General features: G+C 64.6%; 20 protein-coding genes. 9 read left to right on the forward strand and 11 right to left on the reverse strand.

What is annotated here, in order from left to right; all coding sequences use genetic code 11:
- Positions 1-110 precede the first annotated feature (110 nt).
- The 6 genes from V7D81_RS10325 to V7D81_RS10350 all read left to right on the forward strand — a co-directional run bounded on the left by V7D81_RS10325 (position 111) and on the right by V7D81_RS10350 (position 5,984).
- Positions 111-944, forward strand: a complete 834-nt coding sequence (locus V7D81_RS10325; RefSeq protein WP_324316323.1) for a MotA/TolQ/ExbB proton channel family protein — start codon at positions 111-113, stop codon at positions 942-944.
- A gap of 130 nt (positions 945-1,074) precedes the next feature.
- Complete coding sequence (locus V7D81_RS10330) at positions 1,075-2,460, forward strand: FHA domain-containing protein (RefSeq protein ID WP_324316324.1); 1,386 nt, start codon at positions 1,075-1,077, stop codon at positions 2,458-2,460.
- Positions 2,441-3,535, forward strand: a complete 1,095-nt coding sequence (locus V7D81_RS10335) for a hypothetical protein (protein ID WP_324316326.1) — start codon at positions 2,441-2,443, stop codon at positions 3,533-3,535. The genes V7D81_RS10330 and V7D81_RS10335 overlap by 20 nt, the downstream gene beginning before the upstream one ends.
- A gap of 99 nt (positions 3,536-3,634) precedes the next feature.
- Positions 3,635-4,723 carry a hypothetical protein gene (locus V7D81_RS10340; protein ID WP_324316328.1) on the forward strand — a complete coding sequence of 363 codons (1,089 nt, stop codon included), beginning with the start codon at positions 3,635-3,637 and terminating at the stop codon, positions 4,721-4,723.
- A gap of 175 nt (positions 4,724-4,898) precedes the next feature.
- Entirely contained in the window at positions 4,899-5,621 is a 723-nt protein-coding gene (locus V7D81_RS10345; RefSeq protein ID WP_324316329.1) for a hypothetical protein, read from the forward strand.
- A gap of 63 nt (positions 5,622-5,684) precedes the next feature.
- Positions 5,685-5,984: a hypothetical protein gene (locus V7D81_RS10350; protein ID WP_324316331.1), complete on the forward strand. Its 300-nt coding sequence runs from the start codon at positions 5,685-5,687 to the stop codon at positions 5,982-5,984.
- On the opposite strand, the gene V7D81_RS10355 is transcribed toward V7D81_RS10350, so the two are convergent.
- The 3 genes from V7D81_RS10355 to V7D81_RS10365 all read right to left on the reverse strand — a co-directional run bounded on the left by V7D81_RS10355 (position 5,905) and on the right by V7D81_RS10365 (position 9,482).
- The gene (locus V7D81_RS10355) at positions 5,905-7,362 is read right to left on the reverse strand and encodes a tetratricopeptide repeat protein (protein WP_324316333.1); all 1,458 of its coding nucleotides are present in this window, start codon (positions 7,360-7,362) and stop codon (positions 5,905-5,907) included. The genes V7D81_RS10350 and V7D81_RS10355 overlap by 80 nt on opposite strands.
- Positions 7,363-7,563: 201 nt before the next feature.
- Entirely contained in the window at positions 7,564-8,169 is a 606-nt protein-coding gene (locus V7D81_RS10360) for an HD domain-containing protein (RefSeq protein ID WP_324316334.1), read from the reverse strand.
- Between the two features lie 107 nt (positions 8,170-8,276).
- On the reverse strand, positions 8,277-9,482 hold the full coding sequence (locus V7D81_RS10365) for a methyl-accepting chemotaxis protein (RefSeq protein ID WP_324316336.1): 1,206 nt from the start codon (positions 9,480-9,482) through the stop codon (positions 8,277-8,279).
- 293 nt (positions 9,483-9,775) lie between these two features.
- On the opposite strand from V7D81_RS10365, the gene treS reads away from it, so the two are divergent.
- A complete protein-coding gene (treS, locus tag V7D81_RS10370; RefSeq protein ID WP_324316337.1) occupies positions 9,776-13,063 on the forward strand; it encodes a maltose alpha-D-glucosyltransferase in 3,288 nt (1,095 codons plus the stop codon).
- A gap of 67 nt (positions 13,064-13,130) precedes the next feature.
- Here the strand turns inward: treS and V7D81_RS10375 are convergent, their stop codons facing one another.
- From V7D81_RS10375 to V7D81_RS10395, 5 genes are all read right to left on the reverse strand, one after another.
- On the reverse strand, positions 13,131-14,438 hold the full coding sequence (locus V7D81_RS10375) for an ATP-binding protein (protein WP_324316339.1): 1,308 nt from the start codon (positions 14,436-14,438) through the stop codon (positions 13,131-13,133).
- Positions 14,439-14,473: 35 nt separating this feature from the next.
- Positions 14,474-15,184 (reverse strand): response regulator, encoded by a 711-nt coding sequence (locus V7D81_RS10380; protein WP_324316341.1) that lies wholly within the window; start codon positions 15,182-15,184, stop codon positions 14,474-14,476.
- A 92-nt stretch (positions 15,185-15,276) separates the two neighbouring features.
- On the reverse strand, positions 15,277-15,687 hold the full coding sequence (locus V7D81_RS10385; protein WP_324316343.1) for a DUF3019 domain-containing protein: 411 nt from the start codon (positions 15,685-15,687) through the stop codon (positions 15,277-15,279).
- The gene (locus V7D81_RS10390) at positions 15,665-16,531 is read right to left on the reverse strand and encodes a MipA/OmpV family protein (protein WP_324316345.1); all 867 of its coding nucleotides are present in this window, start codon (positions 16,529-16,531) and stop codon (positions 15,665-15,667) included. The genes V7D81_RS10385 and V7D81_RS10390 overlap by 23 nt, the downstream gene beginning before the upstream one ends.
- A 232-nt stretch (positions 16,532-16,763) precedes the next feature.
- Positions 16,764-18,767, reverse strand: a complete 2,004-nt coding sequence (locus V7D81_RS10395; RefSeq protein ID WP_324316347.1) for a serine/threonine-protein kinase — start codon at positions 18,765-18,767, stop codon at positions 16,764-16,766.
- Between the two features lie 309 nt (positions 18,768-19,076).
- On the opposite strand from V7D81_RS10395, the gene V7D81_RS10400 reads away from it, so the two are divergent.
- A complete protein-coding gene (locus tag V7D81_RS10400) occupies positions 19,077-19,724 on the forward strand; it encodes an outer membrane beta-barrel protein (protein ID WP_324316349.1) in 648 nt (215 codons plus the stop codon).
- Positions 19,725-19,732: 8 nt separating this feature from the next.
- Here V7D81_RS10400 and V7D81_RS10405 read toward each other — a convergent pair whose 3' ends face one another.
- From V7D81_RS10405 to amrB, 3 genes are all read right to left on the reverse strand, one after another.
- Positions 19,733-20,767, reverse strand: a complete 1,035-nt coding sequence (locus tag V7D81_RS10405) for an STAS-like domain-containing protein (protein ID WP_324316351.1) — start codon at positions 20,765-20,767, stop codon at positions 19,733-19,735.
- 82 nt (positions 20,768-20,849) lie between these two features.
- Positions 20,850-21,419 (reverse strand): AmmeMemoRadiSam system protein A, encoded by a 570-nt coding sequence (amrA, locus tag V7D81_RS10410; RefSeq protein WP_324316353.1) that lies wholly within the window; start codon positions 21,417-21,419, stop codon positions 20,850-20,852.
- On the reverse strand, positions 21,412-22,233 hold the full coding sequence (gene amrB, locus V7D81_RS10415) for an AmmeMemoRadiSam system protein B (protein ID WP_324316355.1): 822 nt from the start codon (positions 22,231-22,233) through the stop codon (positions 21,412-21,414). Before amrB ends, amrA begins: the two co-directional genes overlap by 8 nt.
- Before the next feature lie 29 nt (positions 22,234-22,262).
- Here amrB and amrS point away from each other — a divergent pair, with 29 nt between their 5' ends.
- Positions 22,263-23,357, forward strand: a complete 1,095-nt coding sequence (amrS, locus tag V7D81_RS10420; RefSeq protein ID WP_324316357.1) for an AmmeMemoRadiSam system radical SAM enzyme — start codon at positions 22,263-22,265, stop codon at positions 23,355-23,357.
- Positions 23,358-23,365: the final 8 nt, after the last annotated feature.

Raw genomic sequence — 23,365 nt, forward strand, 5'->3', positions numbered from 1 at the left:
GACAAAGGCACCGCCGCGAAAGGCTCGCCGCAGCGCTTCATTCCCTCCGAGCAGGTACGCGCCGACTTCGACGTGTCCTTCCCGATCGACATCTGAGCATCGAGACACTCATGGTCACAGCAACAGCGACTCCTCCGCGCCAGCGCCGCGGCTTCACGTACCCGAGCGAGTTCGCGTGGACGCTGTTCGCGCTGATCTTCACGCTCATGGCCGTGCACGCGACGTACGTGGCGTGGATCCGCCCGCAGGGCGAAGCCATCACCCAGCTGGAACTGCAGCACATGAAGGAAGACCGCACCTACGTGCCGAAGCGTTCCTTCTTCCTGGTGATCAAGGATTTCGAACAGGAACTCGAAATCATGCACTTCGTCTGGGCCATGCTGATCATCGGCTACAAGGCCGTGCTGGTGCGGCGCGAACGCAAGTTCCTGGAGCGCGATCTCATCCACGTGCCCGAGGGCATCAAGGTCTTGCCCGAAGATGCGAAGGACTACGCGCGACAGCTCGAATCCCTGCCCGAGGAAGACAAGTCGCGCCTGGTCGTGCGCGCCCTGCAGCGCACGCTCGATCGCTTCGCGGCAACGCGCAGCATCCGCGACTCCGCGGAAACCTCCAGCGCCGTCTGCGATTCCGAAGCCGACCGGCTCGATTCGAGTCTTGCCATGATCCGCTACATCGCCTGGGCGATTCCGGCCATCGGCTTCATCGGCACCGTGCGTCACATCGGCGATGCGCTGCTGCAGGCCAACCAGGCCGTCAGCGGCGACATCACGTCCGTGACATCGAGCCTCGGTATCGCCTTCAACGCCACCTTCGTCGCGCTGTCGCTCACCATCGTGCTCATGTTCTTCCTGCACCAGTTGCAGCAGTCGCAGGAACAGCTCGTGCACGACACGGATCACTGGATCGATCAGCGGCTGATCCGGCACATGCAGGTGAGATAAAGCAAGTGACGAAGGTGATGGAAGTGACGAGAGTCACGAGAATCCGTAAAGCCATCCCGGTGCTGGCGGCGTCGCTACTCTTCGTTCCCGACTTCCGTCACCTTCGTCACTTTTGTCACTCTCGTCACTCATGCTTTCTTTAGAACTCATCGACGCTGGCCTGACGCTCGCGCAGCAGCGCGACGAAGCCGCGACCGTACTGACCGTCGCTCCCGGCGTCGCCGTGCTCGAAGAGGGCGCGACGCTCACCGGCGATGCGGCAGCACCGAAGCTGCGGCTGCAGCCGCTGCTGGCGCAGACGAACTTCTGGCGCGGCTTGAGCACCGAGCCGCTGGTGCGGCCGTCGCGCCTGGTGCGGACCACCGCCGACACCGCGTTTGCACAGGCGAGTGCACTGCTCGATCCCTACAAGTCCGACGCCGATGGCGTATTGCTGGCCGTGCCTGCGGGCTATTCGCGCGAACAGCTCGGCCTGCTGCTCGGCGTGATCAACGAAACCGGCGTGCGTGTCGCCGGCGTCGTCGATGCCGCGCTGGCGGCGTGCAGTCTCGAAGCGGCCCCTGCGCGCATCCTGCATCTCGATCTCGAACTGCATCAGGCCTTGCTCACCGCGCTCGACTACGCCGGCAATGGCCTGAAGCGCAACCGCTACGAAATCGCGCCGCGCCGCGGCCTCTCGGCGTTGCAGCAGACCTGGATGCAGATGATCGCCGAGGCCTTCGTCCGCAATACGCGCTTCGACCCCTTGCACGATGCGGCGAGCGAACAGCGCCTGCTGAACCAGCTCCCGCAGTGGCTGGACCAGCTCATCGACAGCGAGTCGATCACGCTGGCGCTGCAGTTCGGCGACCGGCCGCTGGAAATCGAACTCACGCGCGCGCAGTTCGTCACTGCGGCGGAACCTCACTACGCCGAACTCGTGAAGCTCGTGCAGGACGCGCGCGTCGCCGGCCTGCCGATCGAACTGCGCGTGTCACATCGCGTGGCCGCACTGCCAGGACTGCTCGACCGGTTCGCGACCTTGCGTGATTGCTCGGTGCAATCACTGCCGCAGGGCGCGGCGGCGCTGGGTGCGCTGCTGCATCGACAGGCGATTCAACGCGCACCGGAATCGCTGGCGCTCGTATATCAGTTGCCGGTGGCGCGGGCGGAAGGCAATACCACGGTCGAGTACGAAAGCACGCCGCCGCAACTGCGGCCGACGCATGTGCTGTTCCAGGGCCGTGCCTGGCGCATTTCCGATGCGCCGCTCGCGATCGGCTGGTCGCCGCCGCCGGGACGCTCGCTGGTGCTGCCGAGTGCGGCGCCGGGCGTGTCGCGCGCGCATTGTCTGCTGGTGCGCCGCAACGGCTCGGTACTCGTGGAAGATCGCAGCACCTATGGCTCGTACGTCAACGAGGAACGGGTCGTCGGCCAGAGCATCCTCACGGTCGGCGACAAGTTGCGACTGGGAACCCCGGGCGTCACGCTCGACATGATTCAACTGGTCCAGGACGATGGCGCGCCGCAAGACTGAAGTCTTCAGCATGTCGTTTCTCGACTGCATCACCTGCGCGTTCGGGTCGGTGGTGCTGGTCTACGTGCTGATCAATGCCAAGGGCGGACTGCGCGCCGCGACTGAATCGCGCGCGCTGCAATCGGAAGTGACGCAGCTCGAAGAACAGGTGCTGGAGGGGTACCAGAACCTGGTCGTGCTCAAGAACTCCATGACCCAGACGGAAGCCGAGAAAGTCCGTACCGAGGGCATGGGCGAGCGTGTCCTGAGCGAAACCGAACAGCTGAAAGTCCAGCTCGCCGATGCCGACAAGGACACGCTGTCGCGCCGCGAAGCGATCGAGCGGCTGAAGGCGGATCTCAAGGCGCTGGAGGAAGGCAACCGCCGCCTGGAAGGCGCGAGCGAACGTGCCGATACGACCGGCACCCGCGTGCGCGGCTTCACCGGCGATGGCGACCGTCAGTACCTCACCGGCCTGCGCGTCGGCGGCTCGCATATCCTCATCATGGTCGACGCGTCGGCGAGCATGCTCGATGAGACTGTCGTCAACGTCCTGCGCATGCGCAACATGTCCGAATCGCGCAAGCTGCTGTCGGAAAAATGGCGGCGCACGCTGTCGACGGTCGACTGGCTCGCCGCGCAGTTGCCGCTGGAAAGCGAATTCCAGATCTATGCCTTCAACACCCAGACCTGGCCGCTCACCGAAGGCTCGGCCGGCAAGTGGCTGAAGGTCAACGATCCGAACGCATTGAACGAAGCGCTCACCGCGCTGCGCAAGACCGTGCCGAAGGACGGCACCAGTCTCGAGAACGCCTTCATCGCCATGAATACGCTGAACCCCAAGCCCGACAACGTCATCCTGATCACCGACGGTCTGCCGACGCAGGGCACGAGTGCGCCGCTGATCAAGAAGACCGTCGACGGCGACGACCGCCTCAAGTTCTTCGAGCGCGCCATTGCGAAATATCCGAAGGCCGTGCCGCTCAACGTCATCCTGATGCCGATGGAAGGCGATCCTTCCGCGCCGAGCGCCTTCTGGCTTGCTTCGCGTCGCACCGGCGGATCGTTCATCAGTCCGGCGAAGGATTGGCCATGAGGAGGTCGACGGGCTACAGGCGACAGGCTACAGCCAGAAGGGCTTCGCTCTTCTTCTTGCTGTCGCCTGTCGCCTGTCGCCTATCGCTTGGTATCTCCCATGTCCCGCCGTAACGCCCGCCGCGAAACCGAGATCTTCAGCATCTCGTTCCTGGACTGCATCACCTGCGGCCTGGGTTCGGTGGTGCTGCTGCTCGTCCTGAGCGACATGAAGTCGCCGGAGGCGGAGAAGTCGCAGGAGAACCTGGAAGAGCAGATCGTCAAGCTGCAGGACGAACTGGTCGACATCGCGGGGCAAAGCGAGATCCTGAATCGCGATCTCAAGGCGCAGCAGGAACAGCTGTCGGAAGAGAAGGCCAAGATCGCGCGATTGCGCGGCGACCTGAGCGACATCCGCGGCAAGTACCAGACCTCGAAGAAGGAAGCCGACGTCGCCAATGCACTGGAAGGCAAGCTCGCCTCCGCGCAGCAATCGCTGACCGAGGAAATGAAGCGCGTGCTGGGCAAGGGCTTCCATCGCAAGAAGGACGATGCGGTCGGCGGCATCCCGGTGGACAGCGAGTACATCATCTTCGTCGTCGATACCTCGGGCAGCATGGTCAACTACGCGTGGCCGTTGCTGATCCAGAAAGTCGAGGAGACCCTGAACCTGTATCCGAAGGTGAAGGGTTTCCAGGTGATGGACGACGAGGGCGGCTACATGTTCTCGGGCTATCGCGGCAAGTGGATTCCCGACACGCCGGCGCAGCGCAAGATCGTGATCGATCGCATCCGCAACTGGAATGCGTTCTCGAACTCCAGTCCCATCGAAGGCATCGTCGAGGCGATCCGCACCTACTATTCGAAGGACAAGAAGATCAGCATCTACGTGTTCGGCGACGAGTTCACCGGCCCGTCGATCGACGCAGTGGTCAAGAGCGTGGACGTGCTGAATCGCGCCGACGATACCGGCGAGCGCCGGGTGCGCATTCACGCCATCGGTTTTCCGGTGCGGCCCGATGCGCCGCAATACACGAGCATCCGCTTCGCGACATTGATGCGGATACTATGTGCCAAGAACGGCGGTACCTTCGTCGGTCTCGACGATCCGCAACGGCGTCCTTCGCCCTTCCGGGTCGGCGATGCGGCGGCGGGGCCGCTCGAACCGGGCGATCTGCCGGCCCTGCAGGCAGCGATGCAACAGCCATAGAGCAACGACGATGAACATTGCACGCATGATCGCCCCCACTCCAACTGTTCTTTCCCTCCTCCGCGAAGCGGGGGAGGGCAGGGAGGGGGCAGCCACGACAGGGCACAGACTCGGCCGATCACTCGCCGCTGCACTCGCCACTCTGTCACTGGTGTGCCTCGCAGCCTGCGGACCGGTGAAACTGGTCGCGACGACGAACATTCCGACGCCCCTGGTCGTAAAGATTCCGGTCGCGGTCGCGGTCCACGTACCGCAGGAATTCTCCACCTTCGCCCATGACGAAGAACGCTCGGGCACCGACTGGCACATCGATCTCGGCAAGGCGCAGACCGACGGCCTCATGCGCCTGCTCAACGCCATGTTCGAGCGCGTGATCGTCGTCGACGACGTCAACGCCGTGCCGCAGGCCGGCGCCGACGTGCGCGCCGTGCTGGAACCTGCCGTCGAGGAATACGCCTTCGTCACGCCGCGCGATGCCGGCTCGCCGTTCTACGCGGTGAGCATCAAGTACCGCATCAACGTCTACACGCCGGACGGCCGCCTCGCAGATTCCTGGGGCTTCACCGGTTACGGCACCGCGCCTTCGCAAGGCATTGCGAGCGACGAACCGCTCACGCAGGCCACCGCACTGGCGCTGCGCGATGCCGGGGCCAAGCTCGCCGTGGAATTCCGCGATCAGGCCATCGTGCGCGGTCTGTTGCCGGAGTCCGCCGTGCCGGACACGCCGGTGCTGCCGCCGATCGGCATTCCTGCAGCCACCGATGCGCCCGCGCCTCCTGCTGTTCAACAACCTGAAACCAACCCCGCGGAACCGGCGGAAGAATCGACCGAAGGCGCGGACGAAACCAGGCAAGAATCCAAGCAGCCCGATCCGGTCGTGCCCGAATCGCTGGTCTGATTGAAGCTCCCGCGGGCGCAGGACTGCTTCGCATACCCGTCATCGGAAAATACACAATGCCAATTGCAGGACTGCTCGATCCTGCTCAGCGAGGATTTTCAGGACGGAATGACCTGTGGCAGCGTCGCCGTGCAAACCCGCCTCGTCGAAGACGTGAGCCGGACCGCGGGCTTCGCGCTGCATCCGCTTCTGGGCGGCGGCACCCGACTCATGCTGTCGTTGCATCACCGGCTGAGCGATGACATCGACCTGTTCATCCGGGATCCACAGTGGATCGGCTATCTCACGCCGTACGGGGTTTCGCTCGCCGAGGCTGTGGAGTTCGGGAAGCAGCAGATCGGGTTCTATCGCAACGAGGGGTGACTCTGTGCCTTCCTCCTACTCCCCGTCCTTCGCCTCCCTGCGGGTCTTGAACACCTGTCGATAGCCCACGGCGGTCGTCGCCACCGGCTTGCCATCGACGAAGCGCGGGCGATAACGCGCGGCGCGCAGTGCGTCGACGACCTGTCCGACCTGGCGCTCGTTGGCGTCCTTGTCGGTCACGACGACATCGGTCACCGTCGAGTACGAAGTGATCGACAGTCTCCGTGGCGGGACGATTGAGATTGCGCGTTGCGATCGGCGGCGTCGGGTAGAAGATCTGCACGGGGAAGCTCAGTGCCGCGTTGATCTCGGGTGTGGCCTGCGTCGGGTCGGCCGTTGCGAGCGCCTGCGCGGCGTGTTCGTAATACGGCATCGCCTTCTCGGGCTGCAGCTTCATCACGAACCAGTCGCCGGCCTGCAGCAGCGTACCCATCACCGTCGGCAATGAAGCATCGGGATTCGCCTGCACGACCTGCAGCGCCCGCGCCAGCGCCCGTTCGCCTTCGCCGCTGAGATAGCGGGGATTCATCGGTTCGCCTTCGACGTGCGCATTCGGATCGAGATTGCCCAGCCGGTCGACCCGCGGCGACAGCCCGAAGAACGACAACGCAATCTCGCGCGTGTAGCTCGATGCGAACCCGCGCAACGGTTCGATGGCGGCGAGGCTGTTCTTGCCGAGCTTGCGCTCGGCGATGGCGACGGCGGCACGATAGTTCTGGCGCGCCAGGTCCATCTGGCCGACTTCGACGTACCAGTCGCCGACGATGCAGAGGATCGGGATCAGGCGCGGATCGTTCGCGCCGTAGGCGTGTTCGCCGAGGCGGCGCAGATACAGCATGTGACGTTCGCCTTCGGGGGCGGAGCCGACCGCCCTCTGGCTCGCGGCGAGCTGGCGCAGCAGGCCCTGCTGCGAAATGTCGAACAGGCCGGCCGAGCGCCGCGACAGCAGCAGGGCCCGGTCGAGATAGGGAATCGCCCGGTCGTGCCTGCCTTCGGCGGCCAGCGTATATCCCAGGCCGCGCAGGGGGTCGATGAGCGCGGCACTGCTGCGGCTGCCGCCGTGTTGCTCGGCGAGCTGCAATGCTTCGGTGAATGCCGCTTCCGCGGCAACGAGGTCGCCCTTGCTCAGCTGCGCGCTGCCGAGCAGCGAGAGGGCCTCGGCCAGGCGCAGACCCGTTGCGGCAGTGGCCGGACGTGCTGCGGCCACCAGCTGTTCTGCCGACTTGATGGCTGCATCCCAGTCGTGATCGTCGAAACGCGCCCAGTATTCCTGCTGCCACGAAGGCGGCACGGGCTGCGTGGTCGCAGCAGCGGCGCAACCGACGGCCGCGACGAGGAGGCACGCGGCCCACAGACGACTCGGGAGGATGGCAATCAAGGGACGCACCGATGGATCTGATGATCCGAGGCTACCGCCAATGCGTGTACGGCGATAGTCGTGTGCGACGATACGGACGGTCCTGGTCAAAGACTTCGCACAGAGGTCTTCTCTGTCTGTGGGGCCGGCTTTAGCCGGCTCTTTTTCAGGAGTCAGGCTGAAGCCTGACCTACAGGAAGATGCTCCCCTTCGACAGGCTTCCTAGCGTGCGTGCGGCCGCTTGTCCTTCGGCACGTAGATGGAATTCTTCACGTTCGTGAACACGCGATGCACCATCGGCTCGAACGTCGACAGCGGCAGGCTCTCGAATCCGGGATCGAAGGCCGGGCCGTCGTAGAGCCGGCAGAATTCTTCGGTGTAGCCGTACCAGGGATGATCGCGGAACTGGTCGCGCATGTTGCGATCGAGCCCGAGGTGATGGAAGAAGTAGTAGCCCTGGAAGATGGCGTGTTTCTCGACCATCCAGTAATTCTGTTCGGACACGAACGGCTTGAGGATGGAGGCGGCGACGTCGGCGTGATTGCGCGGGCCGAGCGTGTCGCCGATGTCGTGCAGCAGCGCGCAGACCACGTATTCCTCGTCGCGTCCGTCGAGATGCGCGCGCGTCGCGGTCTGCAGCGAGTGCTCCAGGCGATCGACCGCGAAGCCGCCGCAGTCGCCGTCGAGCAGGCGCAGATGCGCCAGCACGCGGTTCGGCAGGTCGGCGATGAAGGGCTTCATCGCATCATTGATGATCGACCAGTCTTCCCGCGTGCCGTCTTCCATCGAATGAAAGCGGGCGTTTGGGCCGTGATCTCCATCGGGCATCGCCGTCTCCAGCATTGGATCGTGACGGCAACCGTACGAGCGACGTCCGAGTGCTGTCAATCAGTCAGAAATGGAGATTTGCCGTACTGCAGACCGGCATCGAACGGTCAGGCCGCGGAACGCAGCGGATCGGCTTCCTGAACGGCCTGGCGCCGCGCCGGCGGCGGCCGCGACGCAGCAGCCGGGTCATCGCCGATGGAAAAATTGCCGACGGCCTCCAGCAGATGGGACACCTGGTCGCGCAGCGACGCAGCCACGGCAGCGGTCTGTTCGACACGCGCCGCATTCTGCTGGGTGTCCTCGTCGATGCGCTCGATCGCCTTGTTCAGGGTGCCGATGTCGTCGGTCTGCGAGCGGCTGGCCAGCGCGATCTCCTTCATGATGCCGGACACGCGCGTGACCGAGCCGAGGATCTCGCTCATGGTCGTGCCCGCGCTGGTGACCAGCGCCGCGCCGCGCTCGACGTCCTCGATGGAGGCCGTGATCAGTTTCTTGATCTCGTCGGCGGCCGAGGCCGAGCGTTGCGCCAGGTTGCGGACCTCGCTCGCCACCACGGCGAAGCCGCGGCCCTGCTCGCCGGCCCGCGCGGCTTCCACGGCCGCATTGAGCGCCAGCAGGTTCGTCTGGAAGGCGATCTCGTCGATCACGCCGATGATGTCGCCGATCCTGCGCGACGAGCCGGTGATGGCGGTCATCGTCGTCACGACCTTGTTGACAACATCGTTGCCGCGCGAGGCGGTGCCGTGTGCGTCTTCGGCGAGCCGGTTGGCATTCAGCGCATTGTCGAGATTGCGTTGCACGACGACGGCAACCTGCTGTGCGCTGTCGGCCGTCTCGCGTACGGAGGCCGAGCGCGACGACTCGCGCTGCGCATGATCGTCGTTGGCCTGGGCGATCTGCTGGCCGGCCTCGTCGATGGTCCGGGTCGCCTCGCGGATGCGCAGGATCAGCATCTGCAGTTCGTGGCGGCTGACATCGAAGGCATTGATCAGCGCGCCGATTTCGTCGCGACCGCGCGGCGCGAAATTCCCGGTGAGATCGCCACGCGCCAGCTTGTGCATGCGCGACAGCAGCGCCCCGAAGCCGCGGCGGTTGGAGACATAGAAACTGACGGTCAGGTAAATCGCCAGCGTCAGAGTGGCGAAGATCAGGGCCAGCAGGGTGTTGCGCCGATCCTGGAAGATCATGCCGTAGGTCGCGACACCGAGCGGCACCATGAAGGCAAGGCCGATGAGCGCGAACTTCGCGGGCAGCCGCAGCTTCTGCATCAGGCGGATGCCGGGGCCGATTACCGCTTCAGACACTGACTTCATCGAGACACTCGCAATGCGCCGGACGCCTGCGCCGGACGGGCGCGGCAGATTCTTGTGGTGCGCGCACCGTCCGTTGACCCGGCGCTCCCTTTTTGTGATCGGCGCCGCACATCGTTTCTTGAGCCGCAGCCGCCCCGATCCGGATGCCGGAATGACGACTGCATCACATTCCGCCGCCGGGACCTTTTCCGCGCTTGCGTGCGTTGCACAGGGTCGCGTCGGCGGCAGGGCAAGTCCTGATGGCCGGCCGGCGCTATCCGTCACATATATGTGGAATGGTTGAACCTGCGCCCATGTCCGGATCGATCGTCGAGCGTCACGGGGATTCTGCGGATCCGCTCTGGTACAAGGACGCCATCGTCTACCAGATGCACGTCAAGGCCTTCCACGATGCCAATGGCGACGGCATCGGCGATTTTGCCGGCCTGATCCAGAAGCTCGACTACATCCAGGAACTCGGCGTCAACACCATCTGGCTGTTGCCGTTCTATCCGTCGCCGCAACGCGACGACGGTTACGACATCGCCGACTACCGCGATGTCCATCCCGACTACGGCACGCTCGACGATTTCAAACGCTTCGTCGAAGAAGCGCACCGGCGCGGCCTGCGCGTCATCACCGAACTCGTCATCAACCATACCTCGGACCAGCATCCGTGGTTCCAGGCCGCGCGCCGGGCACCGCCGGGATCGCCGGAGCACGAGTTCTACGTCTGGAGCGACACGGACAAGAAGTTCGCGGGTACCCGCATCATCTTCACCGACACCGAGAGTTCCAACTGGGCGTGGGACCCGATCGCGCGCCGCTACTACTGGCATCGCTTCTTTTCGCATCAGCCGGACCTCAACCACAACAATCCGCAGGTGGTGGATGCCGTCATCGACGTGATGCGGTTCTGGCTGGACATGGGCGTCGACGGCCTTCGGCTCGATGCGATTCCGTACCTGTGCGTCGCCGAGGGCACCAACAACGAGAACCTGCCCGAGACCCACGCGGTGCTGAAGCAGATGCGTGCGGTCGTCGATGCGAACTATCACGGCCGCCTGTTCCTCGCCGAGGCCAATCAATGGCCAGAAGACGTGAGCGAGTATTTCGGCAACGGCGACGAATGCCACATGGCATTCCACTTTCCGCTCATGCCGCGCATCTTCATGGCCGTGGCACTGGAAGACCGCTTTCCCGTCGCCGAGATCCTGCGCCAGACGCCCGACATTCCGGACAACTGCCAGTGGGCCATCTTCCTGCGTAATCACGACGAGCTGACGCTGGAAATGGTGACCGACCGCGAGCGCGACTACATGTACAAGATGTACGCGCAGGAGCCGCGCATGCGCGTGAACGTCGGCATCCGCCGCCGCCTGGCGCCGCTGCTCGGCAACGACGTCGATCGCATCAAGCTCATGTACAGCCTGCTGCTGTCGATGCCGGGCTCGCCGATCATGTACTACGGCGACGAGATCGGCATGGGCGACAACATCTACATCGGCGACCGCAACGGCGTGCGCACGCCCATGCAATGGAGCGTCGATCGCAACGCCGGCTTCTCGCGGACCGATCCGCAGCGCCTGTACCTGCCGATCATCATGGATCCGGTCTATGGCTATCAGGCCGTCAACGTCGAAGCACAGAGTCGCGACCCGTCCTCGCTGCTCAACTGGACGCGCCGCATCCTGACCATCCGTCGCCATCATCGCTGCTTCGGGCGCGGCACGCTCGAGTTCATCCGGCCGCAGAATCGCAAGATCATTGCCTACGTCCGCAGCTACGAGAACGAGATCGTGCTGTGCGTGGCCAATCTCGCGCAGTCGGCGCAGGCCGTCGAACTGGACCTGTCGCGCTACAAGGGGCGCGTGCCGGTGGAGCTGGCCGGAAACAACGCGTTTCCGCCCATCGGCGATCTGCCTTACTTCCTGACGCTGCCGGCGCATTCATTTTTCTGGCTCGCGCTCAGCGATTCGCAGGCGGCGCCTTCGTGGCATGTCGAACGACTGCCCGCCGCCGAACTGCCGACGCTGGTGCTGACCGACGGCATCCGCTCACTCGGTGGGCTCGACCGGACGGTCGCAACGCGCACGGTCACGCGCCGCACGCTGCAACAGCTGGAACAGGAAGTGTTGCCGGAGTTCATGCGCCAGCGCGGCTGGATCCGCGGCGGCCAGACCGTGCAGCTCGGCGAACGCATGGTCTGGTCCGGCGCACCGCAGGACGTGCTGCTGAGCCTGATCTATGTCGATACGCCGAATCGGCCGCGACAGCGCTTTGCCTTGCCGCTGACGCTGGCCTGGGACGATGTCGCCGACAGTGAGGTGCTGCGCTCGGCGGAATGGACGCTCGCGCGCATCCGCGAACATGCGCGGGTCGGTGTCTTGGTCGACGCGCTCGCCGATCCGGCGTTCTGCGGCGCCATCGTCAGGTCGATGGCGGCCCATGAGCGCATCACGTTCACGGGCGGAAAACTCGTGTTCGAAACCACGCCGGCCTGGCAGGGCGTCGATGTCGAACGCCTCACACCGGTGGAGCGCTTCGGACTCGATCCGCTCGAGGTCAATGTCGTGCTGGGCGAAAGCGTCTTCCTCAAGGCGTATCGCCGCGCCGATCCGGGCATCAATCCGGATGTCGAGATGGTCGACTTCCTGACCCGCGCCGGCTTCACGCGCGTCGCGGCGCTGACGGGGACGGTCAACTGTCTGCTCGACGGCTCGCCGCCGATCGTGCTGGCGGCCATGCAGACTTATGTGCGTCACCAGGGCGATGCGCTCACGTTCACGCTGGATCACCTGGAGCGGCTGGCGACGGAGCTGCGGTCCGGTTCCGGCAATGGCAAGTCGCCGCATACGCTGTTCTACGATCGCCTGCGGACGCTGGGCCGCTGCATCGGCGAAATGCATGCGGTGCTGTGTGCGGCGGTCGATGATCCCGCCTTTGCGCCTGAGCCGCTGACCGTCACCGACATGGCGCGGATCGCGACGGACATCGGGCAGCTCGCCGATGCCACGCTGGGACGACTGGAACAGCGCCTGGCGCAGTTGCCCGAGTCGGCGCAGGCCGACGCGACACGTCTCATCGACGCCGACGAAGCCCTCGATGCGCGCGTGCGTCAGCTGGCGTCCAGGCCCGTCCAGGGCGTCAAGACGCGTCACCACGGCAACCTGCTGCTGCGCAAGGTCCTGCTGGTCGCCGACGACTTCGTGATCACCGACTTCGAGGGCATTCTCGAACTGCCGGTGGAGGAACGCCGCTGGAAGGCACCGCCGCTGCGCGATGTCGCGACCCTGCTGTGTTCGCTGGAGCAGGCGCGCGCGGCGGCGCTCGCGCGCGGACTGAGCAGTCAGCCGGAACTGCACGAACGTTATGCGGCAGCGCTCGATACGTGGCTCGACGGCGCCAGCGAAGCCTTCATGAAGGGCTATATGCGCGGTGTCGACGGTTCGCCGTGCATGCCGCGTGAAGCCGGCGAGAGCGCGGCATTGATCCGGCTGTTCCAGATCGAGCGCAGCCTGCGCGATCTCGGCCAGGCGCTGGACCGTCATCCGGCCACGGCCGGTGCGTCGGTGACGGCAGTGCTGGCTCTCCTCGTGTAGGTCAGGCTTCAGCCTGACACCTCACCCGGCCGGCTGAAGCCGGCCCCACAGGCGGAGCGGACAGGCTTCAGCCCGACATCCCCGGCGGTCTCCACGTCACGACGAAGCGTGCCCCACCCAGCGGCGACGCATCGACGCCGACATCGCCGCCGTGCCATTCGACGATGCGTCTGACGATTGCCAAGCCCAGGCCGAAGCCCGTCTTGTGGGGCGTCGTGCGATCGAGCTGCACGAACGATTCGAAGACGCGCTCGCGATCCGCTTCGGGAATGCCGGGACCATCGTCTTCCACGCAGAGCCGATAACGTGCTTCCGGCGCGATCCCGAAACGCACCACGACTTCGCGTCGGGCGTGGCGCAGCGCGTTGTACACCAGATTCCGCAGCACCGTTTCCATCAGGTGCGCATCACATCGTACGTGCGTCGCGGCTGGATCGACCTCGCAGCGCAGATGCAGTGTCGTGCGGCTGCTGCTGCGAATCGCTTCCGTGACCGCCGGCAACATGGCCGTGAAGTCATGCTCGGCCAGATTCAGCGCGACTTCGGCGCGCTCCAGGATCGCGTAATCGAGCGTCGCCGTGATGAAAGCATCGAGTTCCGAGATGTCGGTATCGAGGTTGTTCAGATGCTGCTTCATCCTCGGGTCGGCGGTCGTGCTGCGCGCGACCTCGACTTCGAAGCGCATGCGGGCCAGCGGCGTCTTGATCTCGTGGGACATCGCATTCGACATGTCCTGGTGCGAGCGGATCAGGTCGTCGATGCGCGCCGCCATGCGGCGAAAGGCCTGCGCCAGCGGATGGATCTGCGATCGCGGCCCGATGCCGGCATCGAAGATCCAGTTGCGGTCGCCGAACGTCCCGGTGGCACGCTCGAGGCGCTGCAGATCGCGTCGCAGCGGCCACAGCCACAGCATGATCACCAGCGCAATCGCCGCATAGAAAACGAAGGCCAGCGCCCAGTCGACCGGTCCGCGGCGCGCTTCCGCGGGCGGATGCCGGAAGGCGAGCACGATGGGATCGCCGTCGACCTGCTTCAGCATCCAGCGTTCACCGTTCGCCGCGCTCATGTAGGCGACGTCGCCGCGCGCCAGATCCGTGAGCGTGTCCTTGCCGGCGATATCGCGCAGATCGAAGAGTTCGAGATCGACGCCGCTGTCGCGGGCGAGCTGTCGCACGAAGGATCGACGCTGGTCGGCCGGCAGCGCGCGCAGTTGTGTCTCGACGATTTCGAGCAACGCCGTCTGCGAGGGATTCTCGGCGCTGATTTCCGCGGGATTGCGCTCGGCATAGGTCTGCCACAGCCGTTCCTGGCCCCAGCTGACGGCGGCCAGCGTCGCCACGATCAGCAGGTAGAGCTGCAGGAAGTGTCGCGCCATGCGATTGGATCAGAAGCGCGCCGACGCTGCCGCTTTCAAGACGCGCCCCAGGCGTCGGAGACGAACAGGTAGCCGTGGCCCCAGACGGTTCTGATCTTCTCCGGATTGCCGGTATCGCCGAGTTTCCTGCGCAGATGGGAAATGCGCACATCGAGCGTGCGATCGAGACCATCGTAGTCGCGACGATACAGCTGCTGGTACAGCGTCTCGCGCGACTGGATCTGACCGGCGCGCGTCGCGAGGAAGAACAGCAGATCGAACTCGTTGCTCGACAGCGCGACCTGCTGATCCATGAGGACGACGGATCGTGCCGCGCTGTTGATGGACAGCGTGCCGAACTGCAACGTCTTGCCGCCCGCGGACTCCGCGGCACGCCGGCGCCGCAACAGTGCCTGGATGCGGGCGACCAGCACGCGCGGTTCCACGGGCTTGATCACGTAGTCGTCGGCGCCGAGTTCCAGGCCGACGACATGGTCGATGTCGCTGTTGCGGGCGGTGAGCATCAGGATCGGCGAGCTGTACACGGCGCGCAGTTCGCGGCAGACGGCGAATCCGTCGCGCGCCGGCAGCCCGATGTCCAGAATCACGAGGTCGGGATGTTCGCGCTCCACGCGTTCCAGCACACGATCGCCGCGATTCTCGATGCTGACGAGGAAGCCATTGTCGTGCAGATAAGTGCGGACGAGTTCGGCCAGGCGGGCGTCGTCTTCCACCAGAAGGATCAACGGTTGTGCGGCGGCGTTCATGCGGGCGGGATAATGGCCGCAAAAAGGCGCAAAAGTTCTGGTTTTCCTACCTGCGTTCTTTTGCGCTTTTTTGCGGCCATTCTCTGTCGTACTCAATAAAGAAGATTCCATGGCTGTCGCCGTTTGCGCCGCAGCTCCAGCGCCTGCCTGATCACCGCGATCGTTTCGGACACCAGCACCTTCTGCAGCTGCGGGTCGCGCAGTTCCACCGTCAGATCCCGGTTGAACGACAGCTCGACGTTGTAGACGCCGCTGGAGAAATCTTCCCAGCAGCGCTGGATGTCCGGCCGGTCGACGATCACCAGGCACAGCGACTCGTTGCGCGGCGAGCGCCACTGGGCGCGCACCGTCGTATCGCAGGTGTCGTCATCCGCCGCGAGCGTGCACACGCGCGGTTGCAGTTCGAGCGTGATGTCGTCGTGCTGAACGCTGGTCGCGGCGCTTGCGCCGGCGCAGGCCAGCAGGGCGATGGCGATTGCGCTAAAGAACCCGCAGCACGACACCGACAAACGCTGTCGTAACGCCGTCGTCGGATACGATCGGACTGTCTGCGATGGCACTGCCGAGACGCTCGTAATGGACGAACGCGTTGATGCTCCAGCGATCGGACAGCGCGCGCGTGTAACCGAGCTTGAGGAACGGACTGAAGGCCGATCCCGGCTCATAGAGGCCATCGACTCCATAGTAATAGTGGACGATCTCGGCGCTTTTCCAGGTCAGCCCGCCGCTGACCACCAGTGAATGTTCGGACTGGATGATAGGGGCAGCGACCGCGGCGCGCACCTCGTATCCGTCGTTGCGTCCGGTGACTTCGTAGAGGGCATCGACCTGGCCGACGATGTTTCCGTACTGGAACAGCCATTCAGGGCCGGCAAGATACGTCGTGCGTCGCGAGCGCACTTCGAATTCCACTGCGGGTTCGAGTTCCTTGTCCGTCGGCGCGGCCAGCGACACGGCGCCGGTGGCGCCGCTCACGAAGAAATTCTGCAGATCGTCGCGATAGAAGAACACCCGGTCGTAGCCGGGCGAGGCGATCAGGTTGAAGGTGTTGGAGCGACCCTCGTACAGGGTGACGCCGAGATCGAGATTCTCGAGGAAGAAACGCTTGCCGTAGTAGCTCACCTGGGGAATCACGACCAGCGGAATGTCGGATTCGCCCATGACGGGATTGGAGCGCGAGCCCACGCCGAGCGACACGCTGATGTCGAGCTGGCCGACTTCGACACACTCGGCGGACGGCGCCGTGCAATTGCCGGGAACAGGTGCGGCTCGCAGCGGCGCGCAGAACGCAATGGCCAGCAGACCCGCGATCGGGCCGAATGCCGCTGTGTATCCGCTGCCGCTCATCGCGCGTTCCTGCAATCCTCGATTGGACTATTAACGTGCGGGCATTGTCGCAGAGTCGGCGCACGCGCTTTGTAACGCAAATGTACGGCTTGCGGCGGCGTTTCGCGACGCGTCGGATTCGCGTGTGTCGTTGACGTTTTTACAAAGGCGATACAGACGGGCGGGCCGGCGGCGGTCATGATCGGCCCCGCTGTGAGAGCCAGGGACGGTTCTCGCCCAACCAGATGCGCGATCAACGCGCGCCGGACGCCTCCGCCACCGCTCCCTGCCGGATGTTCGTCTCCAGCCGCTCCAGGTCCGGACTCATCCATTTGCGCTTGCGGGCGTACTCGATCATGCGCAGCGCATTGCGCGTGTCGCCGTCGTTCAGCTCCGTGCGCACTGCCTGCGAGTACGAGGCGATCAGTCGCTCTCTGAGCACCGGCAGTCCAGGCGCCGTTGCCACCGCGGACGAGGCGCGATCGTACTCATCGGTCGCTGCATCGGCCGCGCGCAGGTCATAGGGCGTGCGGTCGAGATGCTTGTAGGCCTTCGCGACGTGCTTCGCGGCCTTCTCGATGTTCGCTGCCTCGCGCCGGCTCAACTCCGCCGGCGCGGCTTCGATTTCCGTCAGGCCGCTCTGCAACCGCACGAGGCTGGGATGACCCGGCTGCACCCATGCGATCTGCGGAATCAGGCTGCGCAGCGCATCGGCGTCGCGCACCGACTGCGCATGTTCCGCTTCCTTCGCCAGCACATCGGCGATGTGTCGTTGACCAGCGCGCGCCTCCGGCTGATCGGGTTGCAGCTGCAGCACGTCGTGATAGCGATCGGCGGCGCTCGCGCCGGACGGCAGCGCCAGGGCGCCGCGAGCGTACAGATCCTTCGCTTCGGCGAGCAGCTGCTGGATTCGTTCCTGTTGTGCGTGCTGCGCCGCCGCCTGTTGCTCGGCTGCGCGCTGACGCTTTTCCTCCAGCTCGCGCTGACGCGCGGCGCGGGCCTCGGCCAGTCGCGCGGCTTCCGCTGCGGCAGCGACCGGATCCGGCGGCTCGATCGCAGCCGATGACGGTTCGGGCGGCGTGTCGGACGCGATTCCCGCGCTGTCCGCGACCTGCGCAGTCGCGGGTATTTCTTGCGGAGCCGGAGTCGCCGGCGTGGGCTGTGCTGCCTCGACAACCGCCGGTTCGACTTCGCCGTCGCGCAGGCTGCGAATTCCCGTGGCTACGATCATGGCCGCGGCGATGCCAGTGCCGACGTGCAATGCGATGCGCCGATCGATCACGGGTTTGCGCGAGATCGTGATGCGCGGCAGCGCGGGTCGTTTCGCCCATTGCTCCTTCATCAGCGAAGCGAAACGCAGCGCCGCCTTCCGGGCAGTCGGCAACGCGCCCGCGTTCGCCTGCGTTCGCAGCGCTTCCGGCATCTCGCGCAACAGCGTGACATCGGAGGCGCGCCGGCGCGGATCGGCCGAGCGCAGGGCACGCAGCACATCCGCGCCGTTTGCAAAGCGGTCGGTGCGTTCCTTCGCGGTCAGACGATCGAGGAACGGCTGATAGCTCGCCAGCTTCGCCGGCAGCGTCGGCAACGGTTCGCTCAGATGCTTGAGCGCGACGGACAACGACGAGTCGGCGCGGAAGGGCAGGGTGCCGGTGAGGATTTCGTAGCAGACGATGCCGAGCGAATACAGGTCCGAGCGGCCGTCGAGTTCCTGTCCCTTCACCTGCTCGGGACTCATGTAGCTCGGCGTGCCCACGAACATGCCGGCCATGGTGAGCGACGTGCCGCTGTCGACGGCGCGCGCGATGCCGAAATCCGTCAGGACCGGCGTGCCGTCTTCGCGAAAAAGAATGTTCTCCGGCTTGATGTCGCGATGGATGAAGCCTTTGCGATGCGCCAGGTCGAGCGCTGGGCACAGCGCACGACAGATGTCTTCGAGCAGATCCGCGCCGCCGCGCCCGTGCAGGATGCGCTGCTTCAGATCGCCGCCCGGCAGATATTCCATCGACAGATAGTGATGCGGCTTGCGCTCGCCGACATCGAAGACCGGGACGATCGAAGCGTGATGCATGTGCGCGACGATGCGTGCCTCGCGCATGAACCGGGTCGCGAACGTCGGATCCGAGTTCAGCAGCGGCGACATGACCTTGAGTGCGACTTCGCGCCCGAAGCTTTCCTGGATCGCCAGGTACACGGTGGCCATGCCGCCCTGACCCAGCCTGCGTTCGATGCGATAACCCGGAATGGTGATCGTGGACATGAGCACAGCGTCCTGCATGAAAGCCGATGACGATCCGCGCGCCCGTCGCGGCGAGCTGCGCAGTCTAATTCGCTTCGACGGCTGCGGACGCGTCCGAACAGACGGAATGGACGCACAGCGTGCATCCGAATGTGTCGTGCGCCGGTGCATTGCCGACAGGCCTTCCGCCTTCGGCCCTCGTAACAGACTGTACAAATCCGGCGAATTTCCCGGCGTGCGCTAACAAAGGCGCGACAGTTTCCGCGCCGCCGGCCCACTAGCATGGTTTCACCGCAATCCGCGGGTCGTCACCGATACAGGAACCTCGCAATGATTTCCGTTGCTGCACGTACGTTCACGCGCCGCTCGCCTGTGCTCATCGTCGCTGCTGCCGGTCTGCTGACGGCCGGCTGGTGTGCCGATCTGTCCGCCGGCGATCTGCCCGCGCACGAGGCGACGTTGTACGCCGGTGCGTCGTTCGTTCACACGAAGTTCGATCATGACTGGGGCATCGGCTCGAACGCGTCGATCGTCGACGTCGACGATGAGGATCAGGGCTACAAGGTGCTGATCGGCTGGCGTCCCGTCCGCTGGTTCGCGCTCGAAGCAAGTCACGCGGATCTCGGTGGTGCGAGCAGCCATACCAGCATCGTATGCGTCGCGGCGGTCGGCTTTCCCTGCCCGACGGAGCTATCGGCCGAAGTCCGTTCGACGCAGCTGGCGGCGCTGGGATTCTGGCCGCTCGGCGACTTCGACCTGTTCGCGCGCCTCGGCGCGAACTACTGGGACGCCGACGCGAAGATCGCCGACGGCCCCGTCACCATCGCGCGCGGCAGCGATGACGACGTGGACGTCGTCTACGGTGCCGGCGCGCAATACCGATACGCGCGCCTGGCGCTGCGACTGGAATACGAGCGCATCACGCTCGGCGATTCCGATGCGAATAGTGTGTCGCTCGGCGTGACGTACAGCTTCTGACGTGGAGATCAGCGCGCGGTAGCGCGCTCGATCATGGATCGTACTTCCGCGTTCGCGTTGATGGCGTGGATCTCGATCAGCGGATGCTGTAGCGCGAAGACGCGGAATATTTCGTCGGCGAATGCCTGACCAATGGCAGGGACGTGCGCGAAGTCGAAAATCACGACCTTGAACATGTCGACACGGGCGAGTACCCGCTTCGCCTGCGACCGGGAGACGAGGTTTTCGTCGCCGTAGCGGGCAAGATCGACTGGCACGATCGTCTTGCCGAAATCGTGCTCGCCAGTCGCGCTGGCAAACTTCGCGTAGACCTTTGCGGACGATCTGGCGGTGTGGTTGCTGAGTTCCATCCAGACCGTGGTGCCCTTCTTCGGTGAATTGGGCTCGAGTATCCAGTCCTCGTTGGTGCCGTACTTGTGATCGAAATAGACGCCGCCGGAAAGAATCCGGAAGTCATCGAACATGCGCGAGGTGAAGAAGATACCCTCGCCACTGTGCCGGGCCGGGTCGGTCGTCAACTTTCCCTTCGCGAGTTCGAGGACCGCATGTCGTTCGTCCAGCAATCCGAGTGCGCCCTGGATCTTCCGGAAGATGCCTACGCCGTTGTCTGTCACCAGCATCGCCGTGCTCACTGCGGTCTTGTCGATGCGTAACGTGATGATCGTGCCTTCCGAGTGGTCGATCGCATTGTTGAACATCTCGGTGAAGCCGATGTGCCAGATGCGCGAAACATTATCGGGCAATGTGCCGATCACAGGCTCGACGTCTTTGCGCCAGATGACATCCTCGGCGGGCGAATCGCCAAGTCGATAGCGCCTGGTCCATTCGGACACAGTGGCAAGCGCGTATCTGCGGGCACGGGTTTCACCTGTCTGGGTAATCGCACCTTCTTCCAGCAACCGTCGTAGATGCTTGCCGACAGCCTGACGTGTAATGCCGAGCTGCTTCGCCGCAAAGGGTGCGATGTCGCCTGCGTGTACGTCGATGTGCTCGAGCAGAAAACGCCGTACATCTTCGCCGCGAGAGCGGACTGCCTTGACCATCCGGCCGCCTTTGATTGGAAACCTTGCTGTTTTTATTGTAAACCCTGAGTTTTTTATTGGAAACCTTGTCTCAGGTCCGTGCTCAAGCTGATCGCTGCTCGCCGAAACTCTCCGCCGTATAACGCCACGCACGAATATCGTCGGACCAGAAATCCGCCGACCAGCCTGCCTTCATCTTCAGTTGTCGCAGGAATTCTCCCGCGTCCGGCAGCTGTTCCCAGACGGCCGGCAGAAAGGTGGCCTGCGCGTTCGCCCTGCGCAGCAGCAGCCCGTCGATGCCGGGGCGGATCGTCTGCAGCAATTCGTCCTCGGTCAGGGCCGGCAGCGGTTCGAGTGGACTCAGGATCGAGATATGCACGTCGAGGTCGGGATATTCCGACGCCTGCAGCGGCGCGAAGCGCGGATCGGCGAAAGCCGACGACCACGCATTGCGCCACACGCCTTCGGCCAGCGTGCCCTGGGGTTCGAGCGTGCCGCAGCAGCCGCGCAGATTGCCGCTGGTACGCAGCGTGATGAAACTCGCGCGTGCCGTATCGAGAACGCCATCGTGATCCAGGTCCGGACAGGGGACGCGGCGTTGTTCGCGCAGGCCGGCAAGAATGGACTGACGGGCCAGTGTCAGCAGCGCGTGCCGTTGCGACGGATCAAGCATGCGCCGGTTCGTGTACGGCGAAGGCGCCATAGCCGACGACGCGTTGCCGGTCGCCGGCGGTGTCGCCGGAATTCAATCGCATGATCTGCGACAGTGCATGGTGCCGCTGGCCTGACAGATGCAGCAGACCATTGATGCATACGGCACCGCAGGCCTGTTCGCCGACGAGCGTCGGCGACTTGCGCAGGATCAGGGTGCTGGTTTCGCCATCGAGGTGCTGCGCCGTCGCGTAGTCGTGATAGTGACTGAGGTCGGAGCTGATCAGCACCAGCGTGTCGTCGCTGCCCCAGCAGCGTTCCAGCACTGCGGCAACATGATCCGGCGCGGCGTTTCCTGCAACGAGCGGCAGCAGTTCGAAATCGTCGAGCAGCATCTGCAGGAAGAGCAGTTGCACTTCGAGGCTGTGTTCCTGCGCGTGCGGCGCATCTGCCGACATCACCTCACCGCTGGCGATGAGTGCCGCGCGCTGTTCGCGATCGATGCGCACCTCGCCGAGCGGCGTCGCGAAGGCGTCGGCGCGCGGTACTGCGAGACCGTGCAAGTACACGCGATGACTCGGCCCCAGCAGCACGACGCGGCGGATCGTTTCGCGACGGGCGGCGATGAACGCGTAGGCCGCGGCTGCCACGGAGCCGGAATAGATGTAGCCCGCGTGCGGCACGATCAGGGCCTTCGGTGGCGTACGTAGGGAGTCTGCGGGCGCGTCCTGCAGATACCGGTTCACCACATCGCGTAATTCGCCGGCATCGCCGGGATAGAAGAGGCCGGCGACCGCGGCCGGTCGCGTGCTTGTCTTTTCCGATGCGGCGCGCATGATCGGCTATATACGCCCGCGCCTCCCCGATGAAAAGCGACGCTCATCCCACCCGCTACTGGCACGTGCTCGACGATGGTCGGGTGCAGTGCGATGTCTGTCCGCGCGCCTGCAGGATGCACGAAGGCCAGCGCGGCCTGTGTTTCGTGCGCGGCATCGAGCAGGGAGAAGTGCGGCTCTATACGTACGGCCGCTCGAGCGGTTTCTGCATCGATCCCATCGAAAAGAAACCACTGAATCATTTCCTGCCGGGCACCTCGGTGCTGTCGTTCGGCACGGCGGGCTGCAACCTGGCCTGCAAGTTCTGCCAGAACTGGGACATGAGCAAGTCGCGTGAGATGGACACGCTCGCCGATCGAGCGACGCCGCAGATGCTGGCCGATGCCGCCAAGGCTGCAGGCTGCGCCAGCGTCGCGTTCACCTACAACGATCCCGTCATTTTCATGGAGTACGCCGTCGACGTGGCCGATGCCTGTCGCGAGCAGGGCATTCGCAGCGTGGCCGTGACCGCCGGTTACATGTGCGATGCGCCGCGCGCCGAGTTCTATCGCCACATGGATGCGACGAACGTCGATCTGAAGGGCTTCACCGAAAGTTTCTATCGCAAGATCTGCGGCGCCGAACTGCAGGCCGTGCTGGAAACGCTCGAGTACCTGAAGCACACGAACGTCTGGTTCGAGATCACGACCTTGCTCATTCCTGAAGAGAACGACTCCGATCGCGAGATCGACGAGATGACGCAGTGGATCCGCGACCGGCTCGGTCCGGACGTGCCGCTGCATTTCACGGCATTCCATCCCGACTGGAAGATGCGCGACAAACCGCCCACGCTGCCTGCCACATTGACCCGCGCACGCGCCATAGCGATGCGCAACGGCCTGCGCTATGTCTACACCGGCAACGTGCACGATCCGGTCGGCTCGAGTACCTACTGCAGCGGCTGCGGTACGCGCCTCATCGAGCGCGACTGGTACGAACTCGGCGAATGGCATCTGGATGACCGCGGGCAATGTCTCGACTGTCATACTCCGTTGCTCGGCGTGTTCGCCGCAGCGCCGGGTACCTGGGGCGCACGTCGCATGCCGCTGCGGCTGTCGGTGCGCGTCACTGGATCGGCGATGTGAGATTCGAG

It is taken from the genome of Povalibacter sp. (assembly GCF_036735925.1).
Lineage (GTDB): Bacteria > Pseudomonadota > Gammaproteobacteria > Steroidobacterales > Steroidobacteraceae > Steroidobacter.